The following is a 21,081-nucleotide window of genomic DNA, read 5'->3' as shown; positions in this document are numbered from 1 at the left end:
CTCCCGAACGCCGACCAGCGGCGGTTGCTACGACGCCCTTCGAACGGAGCGCTGATCGCTCATTACGGCGCATTGACATCGGTAACAACAGAAAATTGACATCGATATCATCTGGTGTCAGGTGGCGACGCGAGATGCTTTTCGATGCTTATCGGGCGGCAAGCGTGGCTGCGAAAAACTCGACGATCGCCGTGTAGGCCTGCTTTGATTCGGCTGCTTCGGGATCGACAAAGAAAGCGTGCGGCATGCCGTCCCACACACGCAACTCGGTCTTGACAGCCTGGGCACGCAGCAACTCATTACTGTGAATGACCGAACTCATCGCGAAATCTCGCGTCCCCGTAATCAGAAGGGTCGGCGGGAACCGCGCCACGATCGCGGGCGACACCCCCGGAACGACCAGCGGATCGTCGGCCCGCGTGCCCGCGAAATAGGGCATCGAGCCAATACCGAGCATGGTCGCCGCACTCGGCACCACGCCCGTTGCGGCGACCGCGAAATAGGCCGAATCGCCGTCAAGCCCCACCAGCGAAGCACAGAATGTCCCGATCGCGCCAGGCACCGGAATCTTCTTGTCGATCATCCACGCGACGGACTGCGCCGTCAGGAAGCCGCCCGCCGAGCAGCCATAGATGCCGATCGCCTTGGGCGAATATCTGGTCAGAAGTTGCTGGTAGACGGCGATGACGTCCTCGGTCGCCGCTGGAAACCTGTATTCGGGCGCCATGCGGTAATCGACCGTCAGCACCTCGATCCGACCGACCGCGGCGATCGGGATCGCCTCGGCCAGTGCACCGCTGTCCGCGCCCCACATGAAAGCGCCGCCGTGCAGATTGATTAATAACCGTCCCCTGTTGGCCGCAGCGACGCCGGCGGTCGGCACGACACGCTGGACATGCACGCCGCCGATCGTCACATCGCTGACCTTCACGTCGTACATCGCCCGCATACGACGCACGCGATCCTCATTGACCACGGCATAGAATTTGCGCGCGTCGGCCGGCGTCGCGTTTGCGGGCAGCCTCGGCAGGGACCGCATCTTCTCAAACAGCGCGATGGTCTCGGGCGGGTTGAAGCTCGAATAGGGTAATTCGAAACTCGGCACGACGACCGGTTTCGAGCCCACGGACTGCCCCGCAGCCAGCGTCCCTCCGAAACAGGCCAGCACCGCCAGAACACCAGCAGCCAGTTTCCGCCTAACGCTCACGATCCCCCTCCGCTGCTTCGCCGCAATTCATGCGACGACGACCGGGATAGCGGCAATTGATATCGATAACAACCGCCTGAGGATCGGTTCGAGGAGCTGTGAATAGGGTCTGCCAGCGCAGCCGGACGCCTCCTTTCCGGCTTGCGAAAGTTCGACGGCAGATGGATGCAGTGGCATATCGTTTTTTGGAGCGCATCATGATCCGTCCTCTCCTTATCGCAGGTACCAGCATGGCGCTCGTCGCAGGCGCGATTGCCGCACCGACAACGCGACAGGCCAAATCCGCTGCGATTGCGGCGCTGCCCGCCTCGAACCCCTTCGCCAAGCCATCTACCCTGCCCTTCCAGGCGCCGGACTTTTCCCGGATCAAGGACAGCGATTATCTGCCGGCGATCCTTGCCGGCATGGCCCAGCAAAAGGCCGAGGTGACCGCGATCGCCAACCAGGCGGCGGCGCCGACTTTCGACAATACGCTCGGCGCAATGGAGCGTTCGGGCCTGCTGCTGGAGCGCGCGTTGCTCGCTTTCTCGGCGGTCAACGGCGCGAACACCAACGACACGCTCCAGGCGGTCGATACCAAGACGGCGCCGCTGCTGGCCGCGCACAACGACTTCATCTTCCTCGACGCGCGGCTGTTCGCCCGCGTGAAGAGCCTGCACGACCGGCAAGCGAGCCTCGGCCTCGACACCGAACAGGCCAAGCTGCTCCAGGTCTATTACGATCGCTTCGTCCATTCCGGCGCGCTGCTGAGCCCGGCCAAGCAGGCGCAACTGAAGGCGCTCAACCTGCGGCTCGGCACGCTGCAATCCGCCTATACCCAGAAGCTGCTCGCCGCCGCCAAGGCCGGCGCACTGCATTTCGACGACAAGGCGGCGCTGGCCGGCCTGTCCGACGATGCGATCGCGGCGGCGGCCGAAGCGGCCAAGGCGCGCAACCTGACCGGCTATGTCCTGCCCCTGCAGAACACGACGCAGCAGCCGCCGATGGCGTCGCTGACCAATCGCGCGACTCGCGAGGCGCTGTTCAAGGCCAGCATCTTGCGCGCCAGCCACAACGACGCCAACGACACGCGCGGCATCATCGCCGAACTCGCCGAGTTGCGCGCCAAGCAGGCGGCATTGCTCGGCTATCCGAACTACGCCGCTTATGCGCTGTACGACCAGATGGCCAAGACGCCCGAGGCGGCGATCGGCTTCATCGATCGCCTCGCCCCGGCAATCTCCGCCGAGCAGCACCGCGAATATGCCGACATCCAGGCTATGATCGATGCGCAGGCGAAGGCCGCCGGTACCGCGTCGTTCAAGGCCGAGCCGTGGGACTGGCAATTCTATGCCGAGCAGATCCGCAAGCAGCGCTACGCGCTCGACGGCGATGCGCTGAAGCCCTATTTCGAGATCAACAAGGTCCTGACCGACGGCGTGTTCTATGCCGCTAACCGGCTCTACGGCGTCACCTTCAAGGAGCGGAAGGACATCCCGACCTGGAACCCGGACATGCGCGTGTTCGAGGTGTTCGAGGCGAACGGCGAGCACCTCGGTCTGATGTATTTCGATTACTGGAAGCGCGACAACAAGTCGGGCGGCGCCTGGATGTCGAACCTAGTCAACCAGTCCTATCTGCGGGGTACCACCCCGGTGATCTACAACGTCGCCAACTTCACCAAGCCCGCGCCGGGCAAGCCTGCGCTCATCAGCTTCGACGACGTGACCACGATGTTCCACGAATTCGGCCACGCGCTGCATGGCCTTTTCGCCGCGCAGACCTACCCCACGTTATCGGGCACCGCGACCGCGCGCGACTGGGTGGAATTCCCGTCGCAGTTCAACGAGAACTGGGCGCTCGAGCCGAGCGTGCTCAGGCATTATGCGGTGAACTATCAGACCGGCGCGGCGATCCCGCAGGATCTGGTCGACAAGATCGTCCGGTCGCGAACGTTCAACCAGGGGTTCGATTTCGGCGAGACGGTGGAGGCGGCCAAGCTCGACCTCGACTGGCACTCGCTGTCGGTCACGGCGCCGCGCCAGGATGCCGACGCGTTCGAGGCGAAGGCGCTGGCGGCGGGCGGCTTCGATGCCGCCGACGTCCCGCCGCGCTATCGCTCGCCCTATTTCCTCCACATCTGGAGCAACGGATACTCGGCCGGCTATTACGCCTATATCTGGACCCAGATGCTCGACCATGACGCGTTCCACTGGTTCGAGACGCATGGCGGGCTGACCCGCGCCAACGGGCAGCGCTTCCGCGACCTGGTGCTGTCGCGCGGCAACACGATCGACCTCAACGTGATGTACCGGAACTTCACCGGGCACGACCCGGACGTCGGGCCGATGCTGCGCTTTCACGGGTTGGCGCCCGAGGGTGGAGAGCGGGCTGGCGCGAAATAGCGCGCCGTCGATGCAGACGGCTGACGGTGGTCGATTGGCGACGCTAGGTGAAAGGCTGCTATCGCGATTGATACCGTCCACCCCGAAAGACCGACGTTCGGGCGCCTGGCCGAACGCCGGTCAACGGCCCGACCTCTGATAATCGGACGCCTGAGTTGGTTCGCTCAAGTCCGTCCTGGTGCAGCGTGCTCTTTTCCGCTTCCCCATCGCGCGGCTCTCACTTTACCTGCCCGTCGAGCGAAGCGACATCGTCATCGCCACATTGCTAGCCCGACAGCGCCCGCGCGCAGGCGGCCGGCTCGGCCGCGAACCGCGCCGCGTCGAGTTCGATCTGCTGCGTCCGCAGCATCGTGCGTCCGGCCGGCCGGAAAGTGAAGCGGCGGACGGTGGCTCCATCCTCGACTTCAAGCACATAGTCGACGGCCGAATTGTCCGGTTCCCCGGCGATCCGCTTCACGATCTTCATGCCGTCGCGAAGACCCGCGGCGTAAGCGTTCGAGGCGGGATCGATGCCCGTCAGGACGTTGCCCGCCTTCGCTGTCGCGTCGCTATCCCAACCGCGCTCGAACTTCGGCACGTCAGCCGTCGTGACCCGCGCGCAGCGCCCGAACGCATCGGCGGGCAACAGCACTGGCACCCCTTCAGTCACATAACGCTCGACGTCGGGACCGACCACCAGCCCCGCCCGCGCCATCTCGGCGACGAAGGCGGCGACGATCTCGGGTCGCGGACTCGATGCCGCTACCCGGGCCCTTTGCGCGCGTAGCACCTCGTCGAGACTGCCGAGCCCACGCGTACGCAGCGCGTGGTCCCAGAACGCGGCCAGCAGCGATCCACGCTGATACGGCAGCTTTTCGGCAGCATAATCGCCGCTCCAATATTTGGCCGCAGCCGCGACGTTGCCGACCTGTCGCCACGGCGAGGCGGCATAGGCGCGCAGCATCCGGTTCCAATCAGCAATGAAGTCCTCGGGCGACCAGAGCCCGGCGCGAAGCAGCAACCGGCGAGTGTAGAAATCGGTGAATCCCTCGCTCAACCAATAGGCTTGCGCAGCCGCACCGTCCGCGAACCGCCCGAGCTGTCGGCCGTTCCAGCTATGGAAATATTCGTGCGCCAGCAACGCGGCCATGTCGGACAGGTCGGCACCCTGGTCGATCCAGGTTGCGAAGGCGTCGCTCCGACCCGTTCCGCCGAACCCGCGGAAACCCGGCTTCGCGGTGAGCGGGATCGCGGTGATGAGGAAGGGGCCCGCACGCTCGTCGCGCCAGAAAGCACGCTCGGTCCTGACGATCCGCTGCGCGAGCGCATCGAACTTCGCGCCGTCGAAACCGAAGCGACCGATGTGCGCGACCCGGACAAGATCGCCGTTCAGCGTAATGGTGGCGACTGACAGCTTACGCCCGCCGATCGCGATGCTTTCGCTGATGTCGCCGACGCTACGCGGCGTACCGTTCAGCCCGCGCTCGTGCTGCGTATCAGATGCGAATCCGATCCCGACTGGCCCTTTCCAAGCGAACCGAGCGGGTCGATCCTGACCATCGACCGGGCGGGCGTAGAGCGTCTCGCCGACCGCATAGAACCAATCGGGACGGATGACCGGGCGGCTCTGCTCGCTATCCTCCACTGTCGGATCGGCGGCATAGGCCGAGACGATCCGATATCGCATGGTCAGACGTGCGCCAGGTGCCGACCGGACGACTCGACCGCCATGCGGCGCCGGAGTCGCCGTTCCGCCCTCGACCGTGATGTCGCGCGCCCAGCGGCCCAGCCGGTCGTCGCCAGCCCAGCTGCCCATCCAGTCCAGCGTGGTCGTACCCGAGCGATCGGCGCGCAACCGAACGGCCACGTTCAGGGCGGTGATGGCGCCGTCCTTCATCTCCGGCGACAGTTCATACGCGACGGTCGTATCGATTGATGCGGGTGCGGCACCGATCGTCAGCAGCGTGGTCAGCGCGGCCAGGCGATATACTGACATCGATATTTCCCCCCTGGTTCGGACATGATGGGTATCGCGCGTGACTGGAATATGAATGGCGAGGAGCGAGCATCGCCATTAGAGTGTGGGCCGCCCTGCTCCGCACGCCCGGTCGCGTCAGATGTGGCTGGCGCTCACCTGCTCGCCATGCATTTTTCGACAAGGCCAGATCGGCGTTCGCTTCGAAACGAGCCGGAGCGGCGCCGTCATCTAGAGACCATGGCCGCCAGTGTTGAAAACTCGCCGGGTCGGGTCATTCGATAAATCGTGGCAGCACTCGATCCCGTGCGCTCTATGACAGTGGGAAGACGCAAAAAGCGATCGGGCGCCCCGAAGAATGCCGCGGGTTAGCTCTGCCGAGCCGATTACCCGGGCTGCCGGACAAGGCGAATTGCTCGTAGCACAACGACGCCGCCCCCTACGCACCGTCGCGGAGAAGTTCGTCGCCGCTGGCAAACGCGGTCGCGCTGGTCCGCCCTACAGGCTTGCCTCAACCGACATCTGGTCGGATCGATCAGCCAACGGCCGAAGCTTCTCCGTGCTGGGGGACGAAATTTGGGATATCGACCGCAATCCACCGAAAAAGCGGACGTTTCTCACGCATTTTTCACTTGAATGGTGGAGCCGAGGGGGATCGAACCCCTGACCTCTGCAATGCCATTGCAGCGCTCTCCCAGCTGAGCTACGGCCCCACACTTCCGGGAAGGCGCCGCCCCTAACCGGAGCCAGCGCCCATGACAAGCGGGTTTCGCTTGTATTTTCGCGGGCCGGCACGAACCGGCCCGTCGCCCTCAATGCTCGTCGTCGTCGCCGCCGGTCTCGACGCCCAGATCGTCGTCGCCGCCCAGATCGACTTCGTCGTCGGCCGAGGGCTCGCCCTCTTCGCCGATGTCCAGATCCTCGCCCTCGAGGTCGCTATCGTCCTTCTCGGGCTTGTCGGCCTTGATGACCTCGAACGGCAGCGGCTGCTTCGATTTCAGGATCGCTTCCGGCTGGAACGCGGTGCCGCAATTGATGCAGGTCACCGGGTCTTCCTTGCCCAGATCGTAGAAACGCGTCCCGCATTTCGGACACGTACGCTTCGTGCCCCATTCCGGCTTGACCATGCCGCCCAGTACCTTTCGATTTATGCGATTTTCGGATCGTCGATCCCGAAGTGGCGCGCGCCTTGCCATAGCGCAAGGGGGCTGTCAAAGCCCCGCGCCATGCCGCATCCCCTGCCCCGCCCCTCGACCGTTTCGGCCAGCACCGGCTTGCGCGGTCGCATCGCCGTACCGGGCGACAAGTCGATCAGCCACCGCTCGCTGATGTTCGCCGGGCTCGCGGTCGGGGAGAGCCGGATCGAGGGCTTGCTCGAGGGCGAGGACGTGCTGGCGACGGCCGCCGCGATGCGCGCGATGGGCGCGACGATTGAACGGGGCGAGGACGGCACGTGGCGCGTGTGGGGGGTCGGCGTCGGTGGCCTGCTACAGCCGGATGCAGCGCTCGACATGGGCAATTCGGGGACGTCGACCCGGCTGCTCGCGGGGCTGGTCGCCAGCCATCCGATCACCGCGACCTTTACCGGCGACGCCTCGCTGTCGAAGCGACCGATGGGCCGCGTGATCGAGCCGCTGTCGCTGATGGGCGCGGACGTCACCGCCAGCCCCGGCGCCAGGAACCAACAATGCCTGCCGATGATGGTCCGCGGGCTGAGCCCCGCGGTGCCGATCGAGTATATATTGCCGGTCGCGTCCGCGCAGGTGAAGTCGGCGATCCTGCTGGCTGGGCTCAACACGCCCGGCATCACGCGCGTGATCGAACCGGTCGCGACGCGCGACCATTCGGAGCGGATGCTCGCCGGGTTCGGTGCCGACCTGACCGTCGAGGCGACCAATCGCGGTCGCGTCATCGCGATCCGCGGCGAGGCCGAACTGAAACCGCAGCAGATCGTGGTGCCGGGCGATCCGAGCTCCGCCGCGTTCTGGGCGGTCGCCGCGTCGATCGTTCCGGGCAGCGAGGTCACGATCGCCAATGTCGGCCTCAACCCGACTCGCGCCGGGCTGTTCGGCGCTTTGCGGATGATGGGCGCCGACATTACCGAGGTCGACGCGCGCACCGTCGGCGGCGAGCCGGTCGCCGATCTGATCGTCCGCCACGCCCCCCTGACCGCGATCGAGGTGCCGCCCGACCTCGCGCCGAGCATGATCGACGAATATCCGATCCTGTTCGTCGCCGCCGCGCTGGCGCAAGGCCGCACCGTCGCGCGCGGCGCCCACGAATTGCGCGTCAAGGAGTCGGATCGCATCGCCGCGATGGCGGCCGCACTCGGCGCGTGCGGCGTCGCGGTCGAGGAGTATGAGGACGGCCTCGCCATCACCGGAACCGGCGGCGATCCGATCCCCGGCGGCGCGACGATCGCCAGCCTGCTCGATCACCGCATCGCGATGGCGATGACGGTCGCTGGGCTGGTCGCGCGCGCACCCGTCACGATCGACGACGTCGCCCCGGTCGCGACGAGCTATCCGACCTTCTTCGCGACGCTCGACGCGTTGAACGGCACGGCCTGACGCGCGATCGGCTGGCGCACGGCCACGCGCTCGCCTAGACTACCCGAAATGGAGTTCACCGCATGATTATCGCCGTCGACGGCCCCGCCGCCAGCGGCAAGGGCACCGTCGCCCGGGCGCTCGCCCGGCATTACACGCTGCCGCACCTCGACACCGGCCTGCTGTATCGCGCGGTGGCGGAGAATGTCCGTCGGCTGGAGCTCGACCCGACGGTCGAGGCCGATGCCGTCGCCGCGAGCAATTTCGACGATGCGCTGCTCGACGATCCGGTGCTGCGCGGCGACGATGCCGGCCAGCGCGCGTCGATCGTGTCCGCGCATCCGCTCGTCCGCGCCGCCCTGCTCCAGCGCCAGCGCAAGTTCGCGACGCAACCCGGCGGCGCCGTGCTCGACGGACGCGACATCGGCACGGTGATCGCGCCCAACGCCGACGCCAAGCTGTTCGTGAAGGCGACGCCGCAGATTCGCGCGCGCCGCCGCCATGCCGAATTGAAGGCGCGCGGCTCGACGATCAGCCTCGACAAGGTGCTGGCGGACATCCGCGCGCGCGACCTGCGCGACACCGGCCGCGACGCCGCCCCGCTGGTGATGGCGGTGGATGCCGGCATCCTCGACACCAGCTTCCTGTCGATCGAGTCGGCAGTGAAACGCGCGATCGAACTGGTCGAGCGGCAAGTCGCGCTGAAGGCCCGCGCCGGCCACTGACGATCGTCGGCGGGCATCGTTAACGGCCCGATAACCAAAACACAGCAGAACGGCACCGTTTCTTCGGAGCCCATCATGCTGCACGCGATCCGCGCTTACGACGTCGCCACCCTGCTCGACCACGCGCCCGCCGGGATCGAAATCCTGTCGCTCGACTGCTTCGACACGCTGATCTGGCGCAACACGCATGCGCCGACGGACGTGTTCGCCGAACTGCCGGCGCAGGGCGGCGGCGTCGAGCCGCGAATGTGGGCGGAGGCGCGGGCGCGGCGCAGCGCGTGGCTCCATCGCAAGGTTCGCGAGATCGGGCTCGCCGACATCTATCGCGAGATGATGGCCGACCCCGACGATGCGGACATCGCCGACGCGGTCGCGGCGGAACTGGCGATCGAACGCCGTCATGCCTTCGCTTTCGCACCGACCGTGGCATTGATGCGCGAGGCCAGGCGGCGGGGTCTCGGCATCGTGATCGTGTCGGACATGTACCTGACCGAGGCCCAGTTGCGGGCGCACATCGCCGCGGCTGCGGGCGACGAGGTCATGGCGATGATCGACCATGTGTTCGTGTCGAACAGCCATGGCGAGGGCAAGTGCGACGGACTGTTCGCGCACGTGCTGAAGACGCTGGGCGTCACGGGCGACAAGGTGCTGCACCTCGGCGACAACCATGCCGCCGACTATCTCGGAGCGGTCGCCCACGGCATTCATGGCGTGCACCTCGAGCAGTTCGACGCCGAGACCGCTTCGCGGCTCCGCATGGAGGATGCGACTGCGCGAATCCTCGATCCGGCCTGCGGGATCACGCGTCCCACCGGTCAGCCGCATCGCGCGGCGGTCGCGCTGCGCCGCCATGACGACCCGACCTACGTACTGGGTCACGACGTCATGGGCCCGGCGATGACGACCTATGCGCATTGGGTGAAGGCGGAACTCGATGCGGCCAGCGCCGCGGCGGGCAAGCCGGTCAAGCCGCTGTTCGTGATGCGCGATGGCTATCTGCCGTTCCAGGTGTTCGACAAGCTCTATCCCGAGATCGGCGCCCGCAAGGTCGACCTCAGTCGTTTCGTCGCGCTGCGCGCCGCCCTTTCCGACGAGGCCGCACTCGAACGTCACCTCGACGAATGGACCGGCGCGGTGCCGATCGCCTCGCTCGCGCGCCAGCTCATGCTGTTCGAGAACGAATATGCCCGCTTCCTGAAGGCCGACACCAAGACCGACAAGGAGAAGCAGAGCGCCGCGCTGGCCAAACGGGTGCGCAGCGACGCCGGTATCCGGCGCAAGATTTTCGCGCGCCGCGCCGCCTTCCTCGATCGTATGGTCGCGCATATGCGCAGCGTCGGGATCGAACCCGGCGACACGGTGATGCTGGTCGACACCGGCTATAACGGCACGGTCCAGAACCTGGTCACCCCGGTGCTGGCCGAAGCGATGGGCGTGTCGGTGATCGGCCGTTACGTCTTCCTGCGCGAGAAGCGCCGCTCGGGGCTCGACAAGCGCGGCATGATCGACCTGCGCAACTACGATTTCCGCACGCTGCACGCGCTGTCGCTGTCGATCGTCGCGCTGGAGCAGTTGTGCAACGTCGAGATGGGCTCGACGATCGACTTCACCGCGACGGGCGAGGCCGTGCGCGAGAAGGTCGATCGCAAGGCCACGCACAACGCGACTCGCGATGCCATCCAGGCGGCGTGCATGGACTATGTCAGGCAAGGATGCGCCGCGATCCTGACGCCGCCCGCGGCCGACGACCTCGACAGCCGCTGCCGCGCCGCGGCGGCGGTGCTGGCGCGGCTGGCGTTCCTGCCCAATGCGGGGGAAGTGTCGGTCTTCCAGCGGTTCGACTTCGACTTCAACATGGGGGTCGCGGTCACCGACGTGCTGGTCGACACCGATCGCGGCCGTGCCGGCCTCCGGCGACGAGGACTGCCGTTCTACAGCGACCAGATGCCGCAATTCCTGTCGGCCGAGCTACAGTCGCAGGGCCTGCCGGTCAGCCTGGCGAGCTTCGCCGCGTCGCGCTTCCGGCTCGACCTGCGCACCAGCGATTTCGAAGTCGGCGGGGTCGACGTCCCCGTCATCCTGGCGAGCAGCGACGGCGACACGGTGATGGACTTCGCGGCCTTCCCGACCACCGACGGTTACTATCACCTCCGCGTGCCAATCGGAGCGCAGCGGCCGACGATCGCGATCCAGCTCGGCCGGCAATGGGAGTGGTTGCAGGTCGAGGAATGCGGCTACCTGTCGCTTGCCGATTTGCAGAAGGGTCACGCCGCGTCGACCATCGCGGTGCGCGGCGGGGTCGATGCTATGGAGGAAGTCGCGCCGAACCTGTTCCATGCCGCCCCCAACGGTGTCCTGATCGTGATGCCGCCGGCGGGCGACAAGCCGATGGTACTGTCGCTCGTGTTCCGCCCGATCCTCGATCGCAAGCCGACCGTCGAACTGCGCGCCGTCGCCTGACCCCGGGCACGGCGCTTCGCCTTGCCTTTCCGACCCTGTGGCGCTATGGGCGCGCGAGTCCGGCGAGCAGGTTCTCGCGGAGGTCGGCGCGGTGGCCAGCCCATCGCGCCCTTTTCGCATTTCGACGCGTAGAGTCCCCCTCCGCTGCCACGCTCGCCCGGATGTCCTGCCGGCATGCGGCCGACAGGGCGTTTTGGCCAAGACCACCGGAGACAACCGGTTGGCCGGAAACATTGATTAGGAACAGTCTCTTTATGGCTTCTGCCGCTACGCCGACGCGCGACGATTTCGCGAAACTGCTCGAACAGACCCTGGGTGACGCCGACGGCTTCGAAGGCCGCGTGGTGCATGGCACCGTCACCGGCATCGAAAACGACATGGCGATCATCGACGTCGGTCTGAAGTCCGAGGGCCGCGTGCCGCTGCGCGAGTTCGCCGCGCCGGGCCAGAAGGCCGACCTGAAGGTCGGTGACGAAGTCGAGGTCTATGTCGACCGCGTCGAGAACGTCCATGGCGAAGCGATGCTGTCGCGCGACCGCGCGCGCCGCGAAGCCGCGTGGGACAAGCTGGAGGCCGAGTTCACGCAGAGCGCCCGCGTCGACGGCGTCATCTTCGGCCGCGTCAAGGGCGGCTTCACGGTCGATCTCGACGGCGCCGTGGCGTTCCTGCCCGGCTCGCAGGTCGACATCCGTCCGGTTCGCGACGTCCAGCCGCTGATGGACATCCCGCAGCCGTTCCAGATCCTGAAGATGGATCGCAAGCGCGGCAACATCGTCGTGTCGCGCCGCGCGGTGCTCGAGGAGACTCGCGCCGAGCAGCGGTCGGGCCTGATCCAGAGCCTGCACGAGGGCCAGATCATCGACGGCGTCGTCAACGTCGGAAGTCCTGAACATCGGCGACACCGTCAAGGTCCAGATCATCCGCATCAACAAGGACACGCAGCGCATCTCGCTCGGCATGAAGCAGCTCGAGAGCGATCCGTGGGACGGCGCCGCCGCCAAGTATCATGTCGGCGCGAAGATGTCGGGCCGCGTGACCAACATCACCGAATACGGTGCGTTCGTCGAGCTCGAGCCGGGTATCGAAGGCCTGGTTCACGTTTCCGAGATGAGCTGGACCAAGAAGAACGTGCACCCGGGCAAGATCGTCTCGACCTCGCAGGAAGTCGATGTCGTCGTGCTCGAGGTCGACGAGGACAAGCGCCGCATTAGCCTGGGCCTGAAGCAGGCGCAGGCCAATCCGTGGGAAGCCTTCTTGGCAGCGCACCCGGTCGGTTCGACCGTCGAGGGCGAAGTCAAGAACGCGACCGAGTTCGGCCTGTTCATCGGTCTCGACAACGATGTCGACGGCATGGTCCACATGTCGGACATCGCCTGGGGCATTTCGGGCGAGGACGCGCTCAACCTGCACCGCAAGGGTGAGGTCGTGAAGGCGATCGTGCTCGACATCGACGCCGAGAAGGAGCGCATCTCGCTCGGCATGAAGCAGCTCGAGCGTGGTGGCCCGTCGGGCGCCGTCGCCGCGGCGGCATCGGGCGAGAAGCTGAACAAGAACAGCATCGTCACCGTCACCGTGCTCGAAGTCCGCGACGCAGGCCTCGAGGTGCAGGTCGGCGAGGACGGCGCGACCGGCTTCATCAAGCGCACCGACCTCGGTCGCGATCGCGACGAGCAGCGTCCGGAACGGTTCCAGGTCGGCCAGAAGTTCGACGCGATGGTGACCGGTTTCGACCGGTCGAAGAAGCCGACCTTCTCGGTCAAGGCGATGCAGATCGCCGAAGAGAAGCAGGCGGTCGCGCAATACGGTTCGTCGGACTCGGGTGCGTCGCTCGGCGACATCCTGGGCGAGGCGCTCAAGGCACGCGAAACCAAGAAGTAAATTGTCCCAAAACGGGTAGCGTTTTCACCGACGCTACCCGTTTTCCTATCATTAGTGTCGGATTGGCCCTATTGCCTCGACGGATTTTGATTTAGATCAGCCCTCGAGTGAGCCGCGACCGGCGCCCTGATTGCCGGACGAAGGGGGTAGAGATGATCCGTTCCAGCCTGATCCAGCAACTGGCCGACGCTAATCCCGATCTGGCGCTGCGCGACATCGAGGCGATCGTCGCCACCTTCTTCGACGAAATCACCAAGCGGCTCGCGGCGGACGGCCGAGTCGAGCTGCGCGGTTTCGGCGCCTTCTCCACCCGCGCGCGCGACGCCCGTACCGGCCGCAACCCGCGCACCGGCGAGACCGTCGCGGTGGACGCCAAGCGCGTCCCCTATTTCAAGCCCGGCAAGGAAATGCGCGCCCGGCTGAATGTCTAGCCGAGGCGGCGTGGCGTAAGCACACTTACGTCAGGACTCGCTGGAGGCCGGCCGGCAGGTCGGCACAGCCGACCCTGTCCGACGTCATGCGATCTACGCATGACGGCCTTCGCCGATACTTCTCAACTCTATCGATGGTGCGGACGGCGGGACTCGAACCCGCACACCCGATGGGCGAGGGATTTTAAGTCCCGTGCGTCTACCAATTTCGCCACGTCCGCGTACGGCTCTCCGCATGGCAAGCGATCTCGCGCGACGCAAGCGAAGCCTGTCGCGAGTCGCGCATTGGCCGGGAAACGCCGCGCCCTAAAACGCCAAATCGGCAAAAGTGGCTCGACTCGTCCCCCGCCAAGCTCGGTTCACCGACTCCGCTTTGCCATTTGCCGCCAGCGTAACGATTAGGCGGCGCATCCAATACGGCCGGCCCGGACAATAAACCGAAGCGCAACAGCTTCCGGGCGGCAAGACGTGGGGTGAATCCGAGCGCCGGTAGTGTGTTTCGCGCGACGACGAGCCTTGCGCCCGTTTCGAGTTCCAAGTGCTTTCGTTCAATCGCCTGATGTTGATCTCGTTTGCCGGTGCCGCGATGGTTCCGACGCTGGCATCCTCCTCGACGACCGCGCTGCGCCCCGCGACCCCCGTCGCCGCAGCACTCGCATCTTCCGCGACGGTCGCCGATGCCGACGACGTCGGAACGCTCGCCAAGGTCGAGCCCGCCATCGTCGCCCCTGCCCCCGCCATCGACGAAGCCTCGGTCGAATGCATCGCCAAGGTCGTTCGCCACGAAGCCGCCAACCAGCCCGAGCGCGGGCAACTCGCGGTCGCGCAGTTGATCGTCATGCGCACCACCGTCGGCGACCGCTTCGGCCGCACGCCCTGCGCGGTGGTCGACCAGCCCGGCCAGTTCTTCGACGCCGACGCCTACAACCCCGATCGCCATAGCCCGCAATGGGACCGCGCGGTCGCCGCCGCGCGCGATGCGCTGGGCAAGGTCAGCCCGCCGGTCGTGCCGGGCGCGCTGTTCTACCACGCCGCCAATTCGACGCCGCCACGCTTTTTCCGCTCGCGCGCGCGGGTCGGCACGCTCGGCGATCATATCTTCTATCGTTGAGGGCTAACGCGGTTGCGGCACCGGCCCGCTCCCCCACCCGACCGCCCAATCAGGTTATTCTATGGGCGGTCGGGTGGGGGAGCGGGCCGGCGCCGCCTGGTCAAAAATGACTCAGCCGGTCGTGCTCGTCGCCGCGGCCGGCGGTTGACCCGGGAAGCGGGCGCTCTCCAGCTTCTTCCACACCGCGTGCATGCCAGCGCGCGGTGCGGCGAGGCCGGTGCGGTCGGTGACGGCGCGCCAGGTGTCGACCACCGCGACGAAGCGCACGACGCGCTCGCTCGGCGGAAGCTCGCCGGCCCATTCGGACAGCGAGATCGCATTGGTCGCGAGCAGGCCGACCGCGACCAGCGCGATGATGCTCGCCGTCCAGCGCAGGTCGCGCGGCGCCGGCGGCGGGGCGTCGGGCAGGTCGACCGGGAAATCGTGCATCGTCGCAGGCTCCCTCAGAACCGGTAATAGATGAAGGGCGCGACGCCCTCGAACCGCATCGCGTCGATCGTCAGCATCAGGACGAGGACCACCGCCGCCACCTGCCACGCCGGCATCCGTTGCAACCGGATCGCGCCATCGCTCAGCCAGCGCTGCGGCGCCGCATGCATCGCGAGGCCAAGGCCGATCAGCGCGATCACCAGCGGCGTCGCGGTCACCGCCCAGGTCGCGCGCCACGGCATCACGATCCCGCCGAGATAGGTCATCGCATCCCCGAAGCTCGGCGCGCGGAAGAAGATCCAGGCCAGCACGACGACGTGGAAGGTGAGGATGAGCCGCGCGCGATCGGACAGCGGCTTGCGCGCCGTCTTGTGCTCGCCCCACCACCGCTCGATCGCCAGCGCGCCGCCATGGATGCCGCCCCAGATCACGAACGTCCAGTTCGCGCCATGCCACAACCCGCCGAGCAGCATGGTCAGCATCAGGTTGCGATAGGTCTTGAGCTCGCCGCCGCGATTGCCGCCCAGCGCCTCGATATACAGATAATCGCGCAGCCATTGCGACAGGCTGATGTGCCAGCGCCGCCAGAAATCCTGCAACGACCGCGCGCGATACGGCTGGTTGAAGTTGCGCGGGAAGCGATAGCCGAACAACGCCGCCAGCCCGATCGCCATGTCCGAATAGGCCGAGAAGTCGCAATAGATTTGCACCGCATAGCCGTATGCGGCGATGACGAGGTCGATCGCCGAATGCGACGTCGCATCGGCGAACACCGGATCGACGAAATCGACCGCCAGCGTCGAGGCGACGACCGCCTTCTTGAACAATCCCCACACGATCAGCAGCAGCGCCATCGACACCATCGATCGGTCGAGCTTCGGCTTCGCCTGGAACTGCGGCACCAGGTCGGCGGCGCGGACGATCGGTCCGGCGACGAGGTGCGGGAAGAACGACATCAGCAATAGGATGTCGAGCAGCCGCGCCGCCGGCACCCGCCCACGATAGACGTCGACGACGTAGCTGATCCCCTGAAAGGTGAAGAACGAAATGCCGATCGGCAGGATCACCTGCAACATCGGGATGTCGCGCTCGAACCCCAGCAGCGTCAGTGTGCCCGCGAGTTGATCGACGAAGAAATCGAAATATTTGAAGAACGCCAGCACGGCGAGATTCAGCGCCACGCCCGCCAGCAGGATCGACTTCTTGACGTGCGTCCGCTCGCTCGCCAGCGCGCGCCCGACCGCCCAGTTGCCGAGCGCCGACAGGATCAGCAACGGCACGAACCGCCAGTCCCACGCGCCGTAGAAATACCAGCTAGCGACGAGCAGCAGCAGCTTGCGCCACTCGTTCGACGGCGCCGCCCACACGACCGCGAACGTGACGAGGAAAAACAGACCGAAGGTCAGCGTCGGGAACAGCATACTAAGCCGGCTCCCCGCCAGCTTTATTCAGATCACCCTCACCCTTCCCACGACGCTGCGCGTCGCGGGCCCCTTCCCTCTCCCATTGGGAGAGGGAGGGAGCGCCGAAGGCGCGGAAGGGTGAGGGCGAGGCGGTTTTATACACGCCTACTTCATCCCCGCCGCGTCGAGGTCGTCCATCAGCGCCTGCGCGATCACGCGCCCGCCGCCGCTTTTGAAGTGGACATAGTCGCCGCGCATCAACGGGTCGGCGCGCTCGACGAAGCCCTTGGCGCTACACACCCCGCCCATCCGCGCCTGCCAGTCCCAGAAAGCGACGCCCAGATCGCCCGCGACCTTGCGCTGAATGCGGCGCACTTCGGCGAGCGCAGGCGGCGCGAACAACGCCGGCTTGCCGCTCGGCACCGGCTGCACCGTCGTCGCCGACGACACTACCGCCGCCAGCCCGCTTTCGCACTCGACCGGCGCGCCGTCGGCGTTCGACCGCAACGCGGCGTTGCGGCTGAGCGCGTCGGGCGCGCCGAGCAACAGGATCGGAACGTCCCCCGACAACCGCCGCAACCGTGCGATCTGCGCCCGCACCGTCGCTTCGTACGCGACCGGATCGAACCGCGGGGTGAAGCCTTCGTTGGTGCCGAACGCCAGCACGATCAGGTCCGGCCGGTACGCCGCCAGCTCGGCCGCGATCACGGCATCGTCGGCGCGCGCGAAGTGCATGAGTTGCGACCCGACCACGCCGACGTTCGACACCGCCACGCCGCCGACATTGTCGCGGAACGTCGCCCATGACGTCAGCGTCAGCCCGGCCAGGTCGGTCGTCACCTCGACGCGGGTACGCGGCGCGATCTCGTTGAGCGTCTGGCACGCCGGCCCGACCTGCGCCTGGGTGAAGTCGAAATGCAGCGGCAGGCCGCCATCGAACCGCACCGTCACCCCGCCCGCCCCCGGCCCGCCGATCGCGCACAGGACGAAGCGATCGAACGCCATCGCCGCACTGTCCGCGCTCAACGCCATGGTCGCGCCGGCGCGCGTCGCGGTCAGGCTGAACCCCGACACGCCGAGCAGCGGGCGCGACGCCGCCGAATTCTTGCCGAAGGTCGCGCCGATCAACCATTGGCCCGGCGCCATCGTCGCGGTGACGCCGTGCGTCAGATAGCCGTCATAAGGCCGCCCCGGCGCCAGCACGCCACGCCCGGCGATGCCGAACCGCGCCTGCATCAGGTCGCGCCATGCCCCCGGCGTCACGTCGCCCGCGGTGTGGCTGTCGCCGATCTGGAGGATATGGACGCCCGGCCCCTGCCCGCCCCGCGCCGCCGCCAGCCGCTTGAACACCGGCTTCAACGTATCGAAGTTGCAGGTCGGACCCGTGCAGCGCGCCACGGCGGGCCCGGCCACCGCCACGCCGCACGCCAGCGCCACCCCCGCCAGGATCGCGCGCACGCTCAGGCCGCCTTCTTCTTCGTCGGCTGGACCGGGGCCGCCACGCCCGCCTCCTCGCGCACCTGCGTCACGTAGCGGCGGATCCGTTCGACCAGATCGCGAGTGATCCAGATATAGCCGGTCATCGACATGTGGATGCCGTCGGTCGCGCGGATCAGCGTGCGCTGACCGTCGCGCGGGTCGATCAGGTAGGGCGCGAACTGGCCGTGCGCGTCGGACGCGACCGGGCGGCTGTCGAGGAACGGCACGCCCAGCCGGTTCATCTCGCGATGATAGAAATCGTTGATCTGGGTGACTTGCGCATCGAGTGCCGGGTCGCGCATCCGCGGCAGGCCGACCCAATAGACCAGCGCCTTATGCTGGCGCAGGATGCCGATATAGCGATCAAGCCGCCCGGCCAAAGTCTGCTGCCACAACGGCCCCATGAACGGCGCATAATGCCCCTCGGGCGTGATGATGCCCTGCGCATCGTTGGCGCCGAACGACACCACCGCGATATCGACGTCGCCGCCGCGCAGCTGGTCGGCCAGATGCTTTTCGAGGTTCAGGCTCTTGTACCGGGTGAAGCCGATCGCTTCCTGCCCGTAATCGGTCACGTCATAGCCCTGTTTCGCCGGCAGTTGCTGCAACACGCCCGACCAGACGCCCTTGCCGAAACTGTCGCCGAACACGCCGACGCGGACACGACCGCCCTGCGCCGCCGTGCGCTGCAATTGCTGCGACAGGCCGAAGCAGGGCGCGCATTCCGTCACCAGATTCGCCTCGGCATCGGCGGGTGCCGGCTTGCTCGCGGCGAGCTGGCGGACTTCCGGAGCGGAGACGGGCGCGACCGCCGCCGCACTGCCCGCGCCGCCGGCGAAGGCGAGGCCGATCGCACTCCCGACCGCGACGCCGAGCAGCAGCACGATCGCGCGATCGACCGTCCCGATCCACGCCGCGCGTTCGCGCAGGAATTGGCTCATTTGCATATAGCTCGACCTTCCACCGCCACGGCGATGCCCATTTCCACCCTGTCGGAGGAGCCCCTCGTAGCGACCTTTATGCGGCGGCGAATCGGCTGTAAATATGGCCGCCGGGTGGCCCAAAAATTCTTTTGCCCGGGCGGCCATGGGTGGCGCGACGCGGGGCGCGGTGGCAGGAAGCGACATGGCCCGCCCGCCCTTCCTTCGCTTCCTGCCGCTGCTGGCGGCGCTGGCAATGGCGGCGTGCAGCCCGCGCCCCGACAAGGGACCGGTCGTGGTCAGCGCGATCGGCAGCGCGCCCGGCTATGTCGACCTCAACCACCGCTCCGCCGACATGCCCGACCGCATGCTGATCGACGCGACCGCGCAGGGCCTGGTGCGGTTCGACGCTGCCGGGCAGGTCGAGCCGGGGCTCGCCGAACGCTGGATCGTGATCGACGACGGCCGCACCTATATCTTCCGCCTGCGCGAGGCGGCATGGGCGAACGGCGACCCGGTGACGGCGAGCGACGTCGCTTTGATCCTGCGCCGCGCGATCGGCCCCGACTCGCGCAACCCGCTGAAACCCTTCCTGACCGCGATCGACGAGATCAAGCCGATGACCGAGCGGGTGGTCGAGGTCAGCCTCACGCGGCCGCGACCCGACCTGCTCAAGCTGTTCGCGCAACCCGACCTCGCGATCCTGCGCGCCAACCCGCCGGGCGGCAGCGGACCGTTCCGGATCGTGCGCGACGGCGACCCGGTCGGCCGGCTGCTGCGTCCGGTCGCCGACCTCGACCGATCGCCCGACGACGACATCGCCGCCCCCGCGCCCGAGCAGGACGTCCGGCTGATCGGCGAAGGCGCGTCGCGCGCGATCGTGCGGTTCGTCGGCAAGCAATCGGATTATGTCGCGGGCGGGACGCTGGCCGACTGGCCGCTGGTGACGCGTGCGGGTACGGCGCCGAACAATATCAAGCTCGATGCGACCGCTGGGCTGTTCGGGCTGGCGATCGTCGACCGCCAGGGTTTCCTGATCGATCCCGCCGGCCGCGGCGCGATCGCGGCGGCGATCGACCGCACCGCGCTGATCGCCGCCATCGCCCCCGATTGGGGCCAGCCGGTCGAGCGCCTGCTGCCCGACAAGCTCGACGCCGCCGCCGCGCCCGCCGCACCGGCCTGGGCGAACGGCACCGCCGACGCGCGGCTCGCCGCCGCCCGCCAGCAGGTCGCGACCTATCGCGCGCAACACCCCGAGCCGATCGTGCTGCGCATCTCCCTGCCCACCGGCCCCGGCGCGACCCTGCTCTATGGCCAGCTCGCCGCGCGGCTGATCCTGATCGGCATCGTCCCGCAACGCGTCGGCATGAGCGATGCGGCCGACCTTCGGCTGGTCGATGCGGTCGCGCCCTATGACAGCGCGCGCTGGTATCTCGCGACCGCCTGCCAGCCGTGCAGCGAGCAGGCCACCGCCGCGCTGGAGGCGGCGCGCGACGCGCCCGACATGGCACAGCGCGCGACGCACATTACCGAGGCCGACCGGCTGCTCGCCGACGATGTCGCCTTCATTCCGATCGCGACGCCGTTCCGCTGGTCGCTGGTCTCGCTCCGGCTCAAGCAATGGCAAGGGAACGCGCGCGGCTGGCACCCGTTGAATCACCTGCGCAACGACACCAACTGACGGGGATCATGGCCAACACCACTCGCATGCCCCCGCTGGGGCTCGACCGCCTGCCGATCGGCAAAGGCCCCGCCGCCGTGCGCCAGCGCGTCGTCGCGCTCGAACATCTGCTCGAAGGGCTCGTCAAGCTGCCGTTCCTGAAGCGCAGGATCGGCCTCGACGTGCTGCTCGACGCGATCCCGGTCGGCGGCGACGTCATCGGCGCGGCGCTCGGCGCGTACATGGTGTGGGAAGCGCGCAACCTCGGCATGTCGAAGACGCAGATGGCGCGGATGATGGGCAATGTCGGGATCGACTTCCTGCTCGGGCTGATCCCGGTCGTCGGCGTGATCCCCGATTATTTCTTCCGCTCGAACACGCGCAACCTGCGGATCATCCGCAAGCATCTCGACAAGCATCACCCGGCGACGGTGACGGTCGACGGTTAGAACGGCTGGACAATAGCACACTCCGTCACCCCGGGCCTTGTG

General features: G+C 67.1%; 16 protein-coding genes, 2 tRNA genes and 1 pseudogene. 9 read left to right on the top strand and 10 right to left on the bottom strand.

Features of this window, described 5'->3' with window-relative positions; genetic code table 11:
• Positions 1 to 148 precede the first annotated feature (148 nt).
• Positions 149 to 1,207, bottom strand: a complete 1,059-nt coding sequence (locus J0I47_RS02515; protein WP_294044862.1) for an alpha/beta hydrolase fold domain-containing protein — start codon at positions 1,205 to 1,207, stop codon at positions 149 to 151.
• Positions 1,208 to 1,404: 197 nt separating this feature from the next.
• On the opposite strand from J0I47_RS02515, the gene J0I47_RS02510 reads away from it, so the two are divergent.
• Positions 1,405 to 3,591 (top strand): M3 family metallopeptidase, encoded by a 2,187-nt coding sequence (locus tag J0I47_RS02510; protein WP_294044861.1) that lies wholly within the window; start codon positions 1,405 to 1,407, stop codon positions 3,589 to 3,591.
• A 265-nt stretch (positions 3,592 to 3,856) separates the two neighbouring features.
• On the opposite strand, the gene J0I47_RS02505 is transcribed toward J0I47_RS02510, so the two are convergent.
• The 4 genes from J0I47_RS02505 to J0I47_RS02495 form a co-directional block, all read right to left on the bottom strand.
• A complete protein-coding gene (locus J0I47_RS02505) occupies positions 3,857 to 5,566 on the bottom strand; it encodes a hypothetical protein (protein WP_294044860.1) in 1,710 nt (569 codons plus the stop codon).
• Positions 5,567 to 5,772: 206 nt separating this feature from the next.
• Entirely contained in the window at positions 5,773 to 5,880 is a 108-nt protein-coding gene (locus J0I47_RS15760) for a hypothetical protein (RefSeq protein ID WP_366809653.1), read from the bottom strand.
• A gap of 302 nt (positions 5,881 to 6,182) precedes the next feature.
• A tRNA-Ala gene (locus J0I47_RS02500) sits at positions 6,183 to 6,258 on the bottom strand.
• A 99-nt stretch (positions 6,259 to 6,357) separates the two neighbouring features.
• Complete coding sequence (locus tag J0I47_RS02495; protein ID WP_294044859.1) at positions 6,358 to 6,672, bottom strand: TIGR02300 family protein; 315 nt, start codon at positions 6,670 to 6,672, stop codon at positions 6,358 to 6,360.
• Between the two features lie 99 nt (positions 6,673 to 6,771).
• On the opposite strand from J0I47_RS02495, the gene aroA reads away from it, so the two are divergent.
• The 5 genes and pseudogenes from aroA to J0I47_RS02465 all read left to right on the top strand — a co-directional run bounded on the left by aroA (position 6,772) and on the right by J0I47_RS02465 (position 13,588).
• Positions 6,772 to 8,115 carry a 3-phosphoshikimate 1-carboxyvinyltransferase gene (gene aroA / locus J0I47_RS02490; protein ID WP_294044858.1) on the top strand — a complete coding sequence of 448 codons (1,344 nt, stop codon included), beginning with the start codon at positions 6,772 to 6,774 and terminating at the stop codon, positions 8,113 to 8,115.
• 62 nt (positions 8,116 to 8,177) lie between these two features.
• Positions 8,178 to 8,819 carry a (d)CMP kinase gene (gene cmk / locus J0I47_RS02485; protein WP_294044857.1) on the top strand — a complete coding sequence of 214 codons (642 nt, stop codon included), beginning with the start codon at positions 8,178 to 8,180 and terminating at the stop codon, positions 8,817 to 8,819.
• Between the two features lie 75 nt (positions 8,820 to 8,894).
• Positions 8,895 to 11,279: an HAD family hydrolase gene (locus J0I47_RS02480; RefSeq protein WP_294044856.1), complete on the top strand. Its 2,385-nt coding sequence runs from the start codon at positions 8,895 to 8,897 to the stop codon at positions 11,277 to 11,279.
• 254 nt (positions 11,280 to 11,533) lie between these two features.
• Positions 11,534 to 13,157 (top strand): annotated as a pseudogene (locus tag J0I47_RS15755) (30S ribosomal protein S1).
• Positions 13,158 to 13,309: 152 nt separating this feature from the next.
• On the top strand, positions 13,310 to 13,588 hold the full coding sequence (locus J0I47_RS02465; RefSeq protein WP_294044853.1) for an integration host factor subunit beta: 279 nt from the start codon (positions 13,310 to 13,312) through the stop codon (positions 13,586 to 13,588).
• Between the two features lie 135 nt (positions 13,589 to 13,723).
• Here the strand turns inward: J0I47_RS02465 and J0I47_RS02460 are convergent.
• A tRNA-Leu gene (locus J0I47_RS02460) sits at positions 13,724 to 13,809 on the bottom strand.
• 338 nt (positions 13,810 to 14,147) lie between these two features.
• On the opposite strand from J0I47_RS02460, the gene J0I47_RS02455 reads away from it, so the two are divergent.
• A complete protein-coding gene (locus J0I47_RS02455) occupies positions 14,148 to 14,699 on the top strand; it encodes a cell wall hydrolase (protein WP_294044852.1) in 552 nt (183 codons plus the stop codon).
• Between the two features lie 111 nt (positions 14,700 to 14,810).
• Here the strand turns inward: J0I47_RS02455 and J0I47_RS02450 are convergent, their stop codons facing one another.
• From J0I47_RS02450 to J0I47_RS02435, 4 genes are all read right to left on the bottom strand, one after another.
• A complete protein-coding gene (locus tag J0I47_RS02450; RefSeq protein ID WP_294044851.1) occupies positions 14,811 to 15,128 on the bottom strand; it encodes a hypothetical protein in 318 nt (105 codons plus the stop codon).
• Positions 15,129 to 15,142: 14 nt separating this feature from the next.
• Entirely contained in the window at positions 15,143 to 16,549 is a 1,407-nt protein-coding gene (locus tag J0I47_RS02445) for an MBOAT family protein (protein WP_294044850.1), read from the bottom strand.
• A 147-nt stretch (positions 16,550 to 16,696) separates the two neighbouring features.
• Entirely contained in the window at positions 16,697 to 17,989 is a 1,293-nt protein-coding gene (locus J0I47_RS02440) for a GDSL-type esterase/lipase family protein (RefSeq protein WP_294044849.1), read from the bottom strand.
• Between the two features lie 2 nt (positions 17,990 to 17,991).
• A complete protein-coding gene (locus tag J0I47_RS02435; protein WP_294044848.1) occupies positions 17,992 to 18,951 on the bottom strand; it encodes a DUF459 domain-containing protein in 960 nt (319 codons plus the stop codon).
• Positions 18,952 to 19,135: 184 nt separating this feature from the next.
• Here J0I47_RS02435 and J0I47_RS02430 point away from each other — a divergent pair, with 184 nt between their 5' ends.
• On the top strand, positions 19,136 to 20,611 hold the full coding sequence (locus J0I47_RS02430; RefSeq protein WP_294044847.1) for an ABC transporter substrate-binding protein: 1,476 nt from the start codon (positions 19,136 to 19,138) through the stop codon (positions 20,609 to 20,611).
• Between the two features lie 8 nt (positions 20,612 to 20,619).
• On the top strand, positions 20,620 to 21,039 hold the full coding sequence (locus J0I47_RS02425; RefSeq protein WP_294044846.1) for a DUF4112 domain-containing protein: 420 nt from the start codon (positions 20,620 to 20,622) through the stop codon (positions 21,037 to 21,039).
• Positions 21,040 to 21,081: the final 42 nt, after the last annotated feature.

The sequence above is a fragment of the Sphingomonas sp. genome (assembly GCF_017304635.1).
GTDB lineage: Bacteria > Pseudomonadota > Alphaproteobacteria > Sphingomonadales > Sphingomonadaceae > Sphingomonas.
Note: the sequence above shows the minus strand (reverse complement) of the source record. Positions and strands in the feature narration are given on the sequence as shown.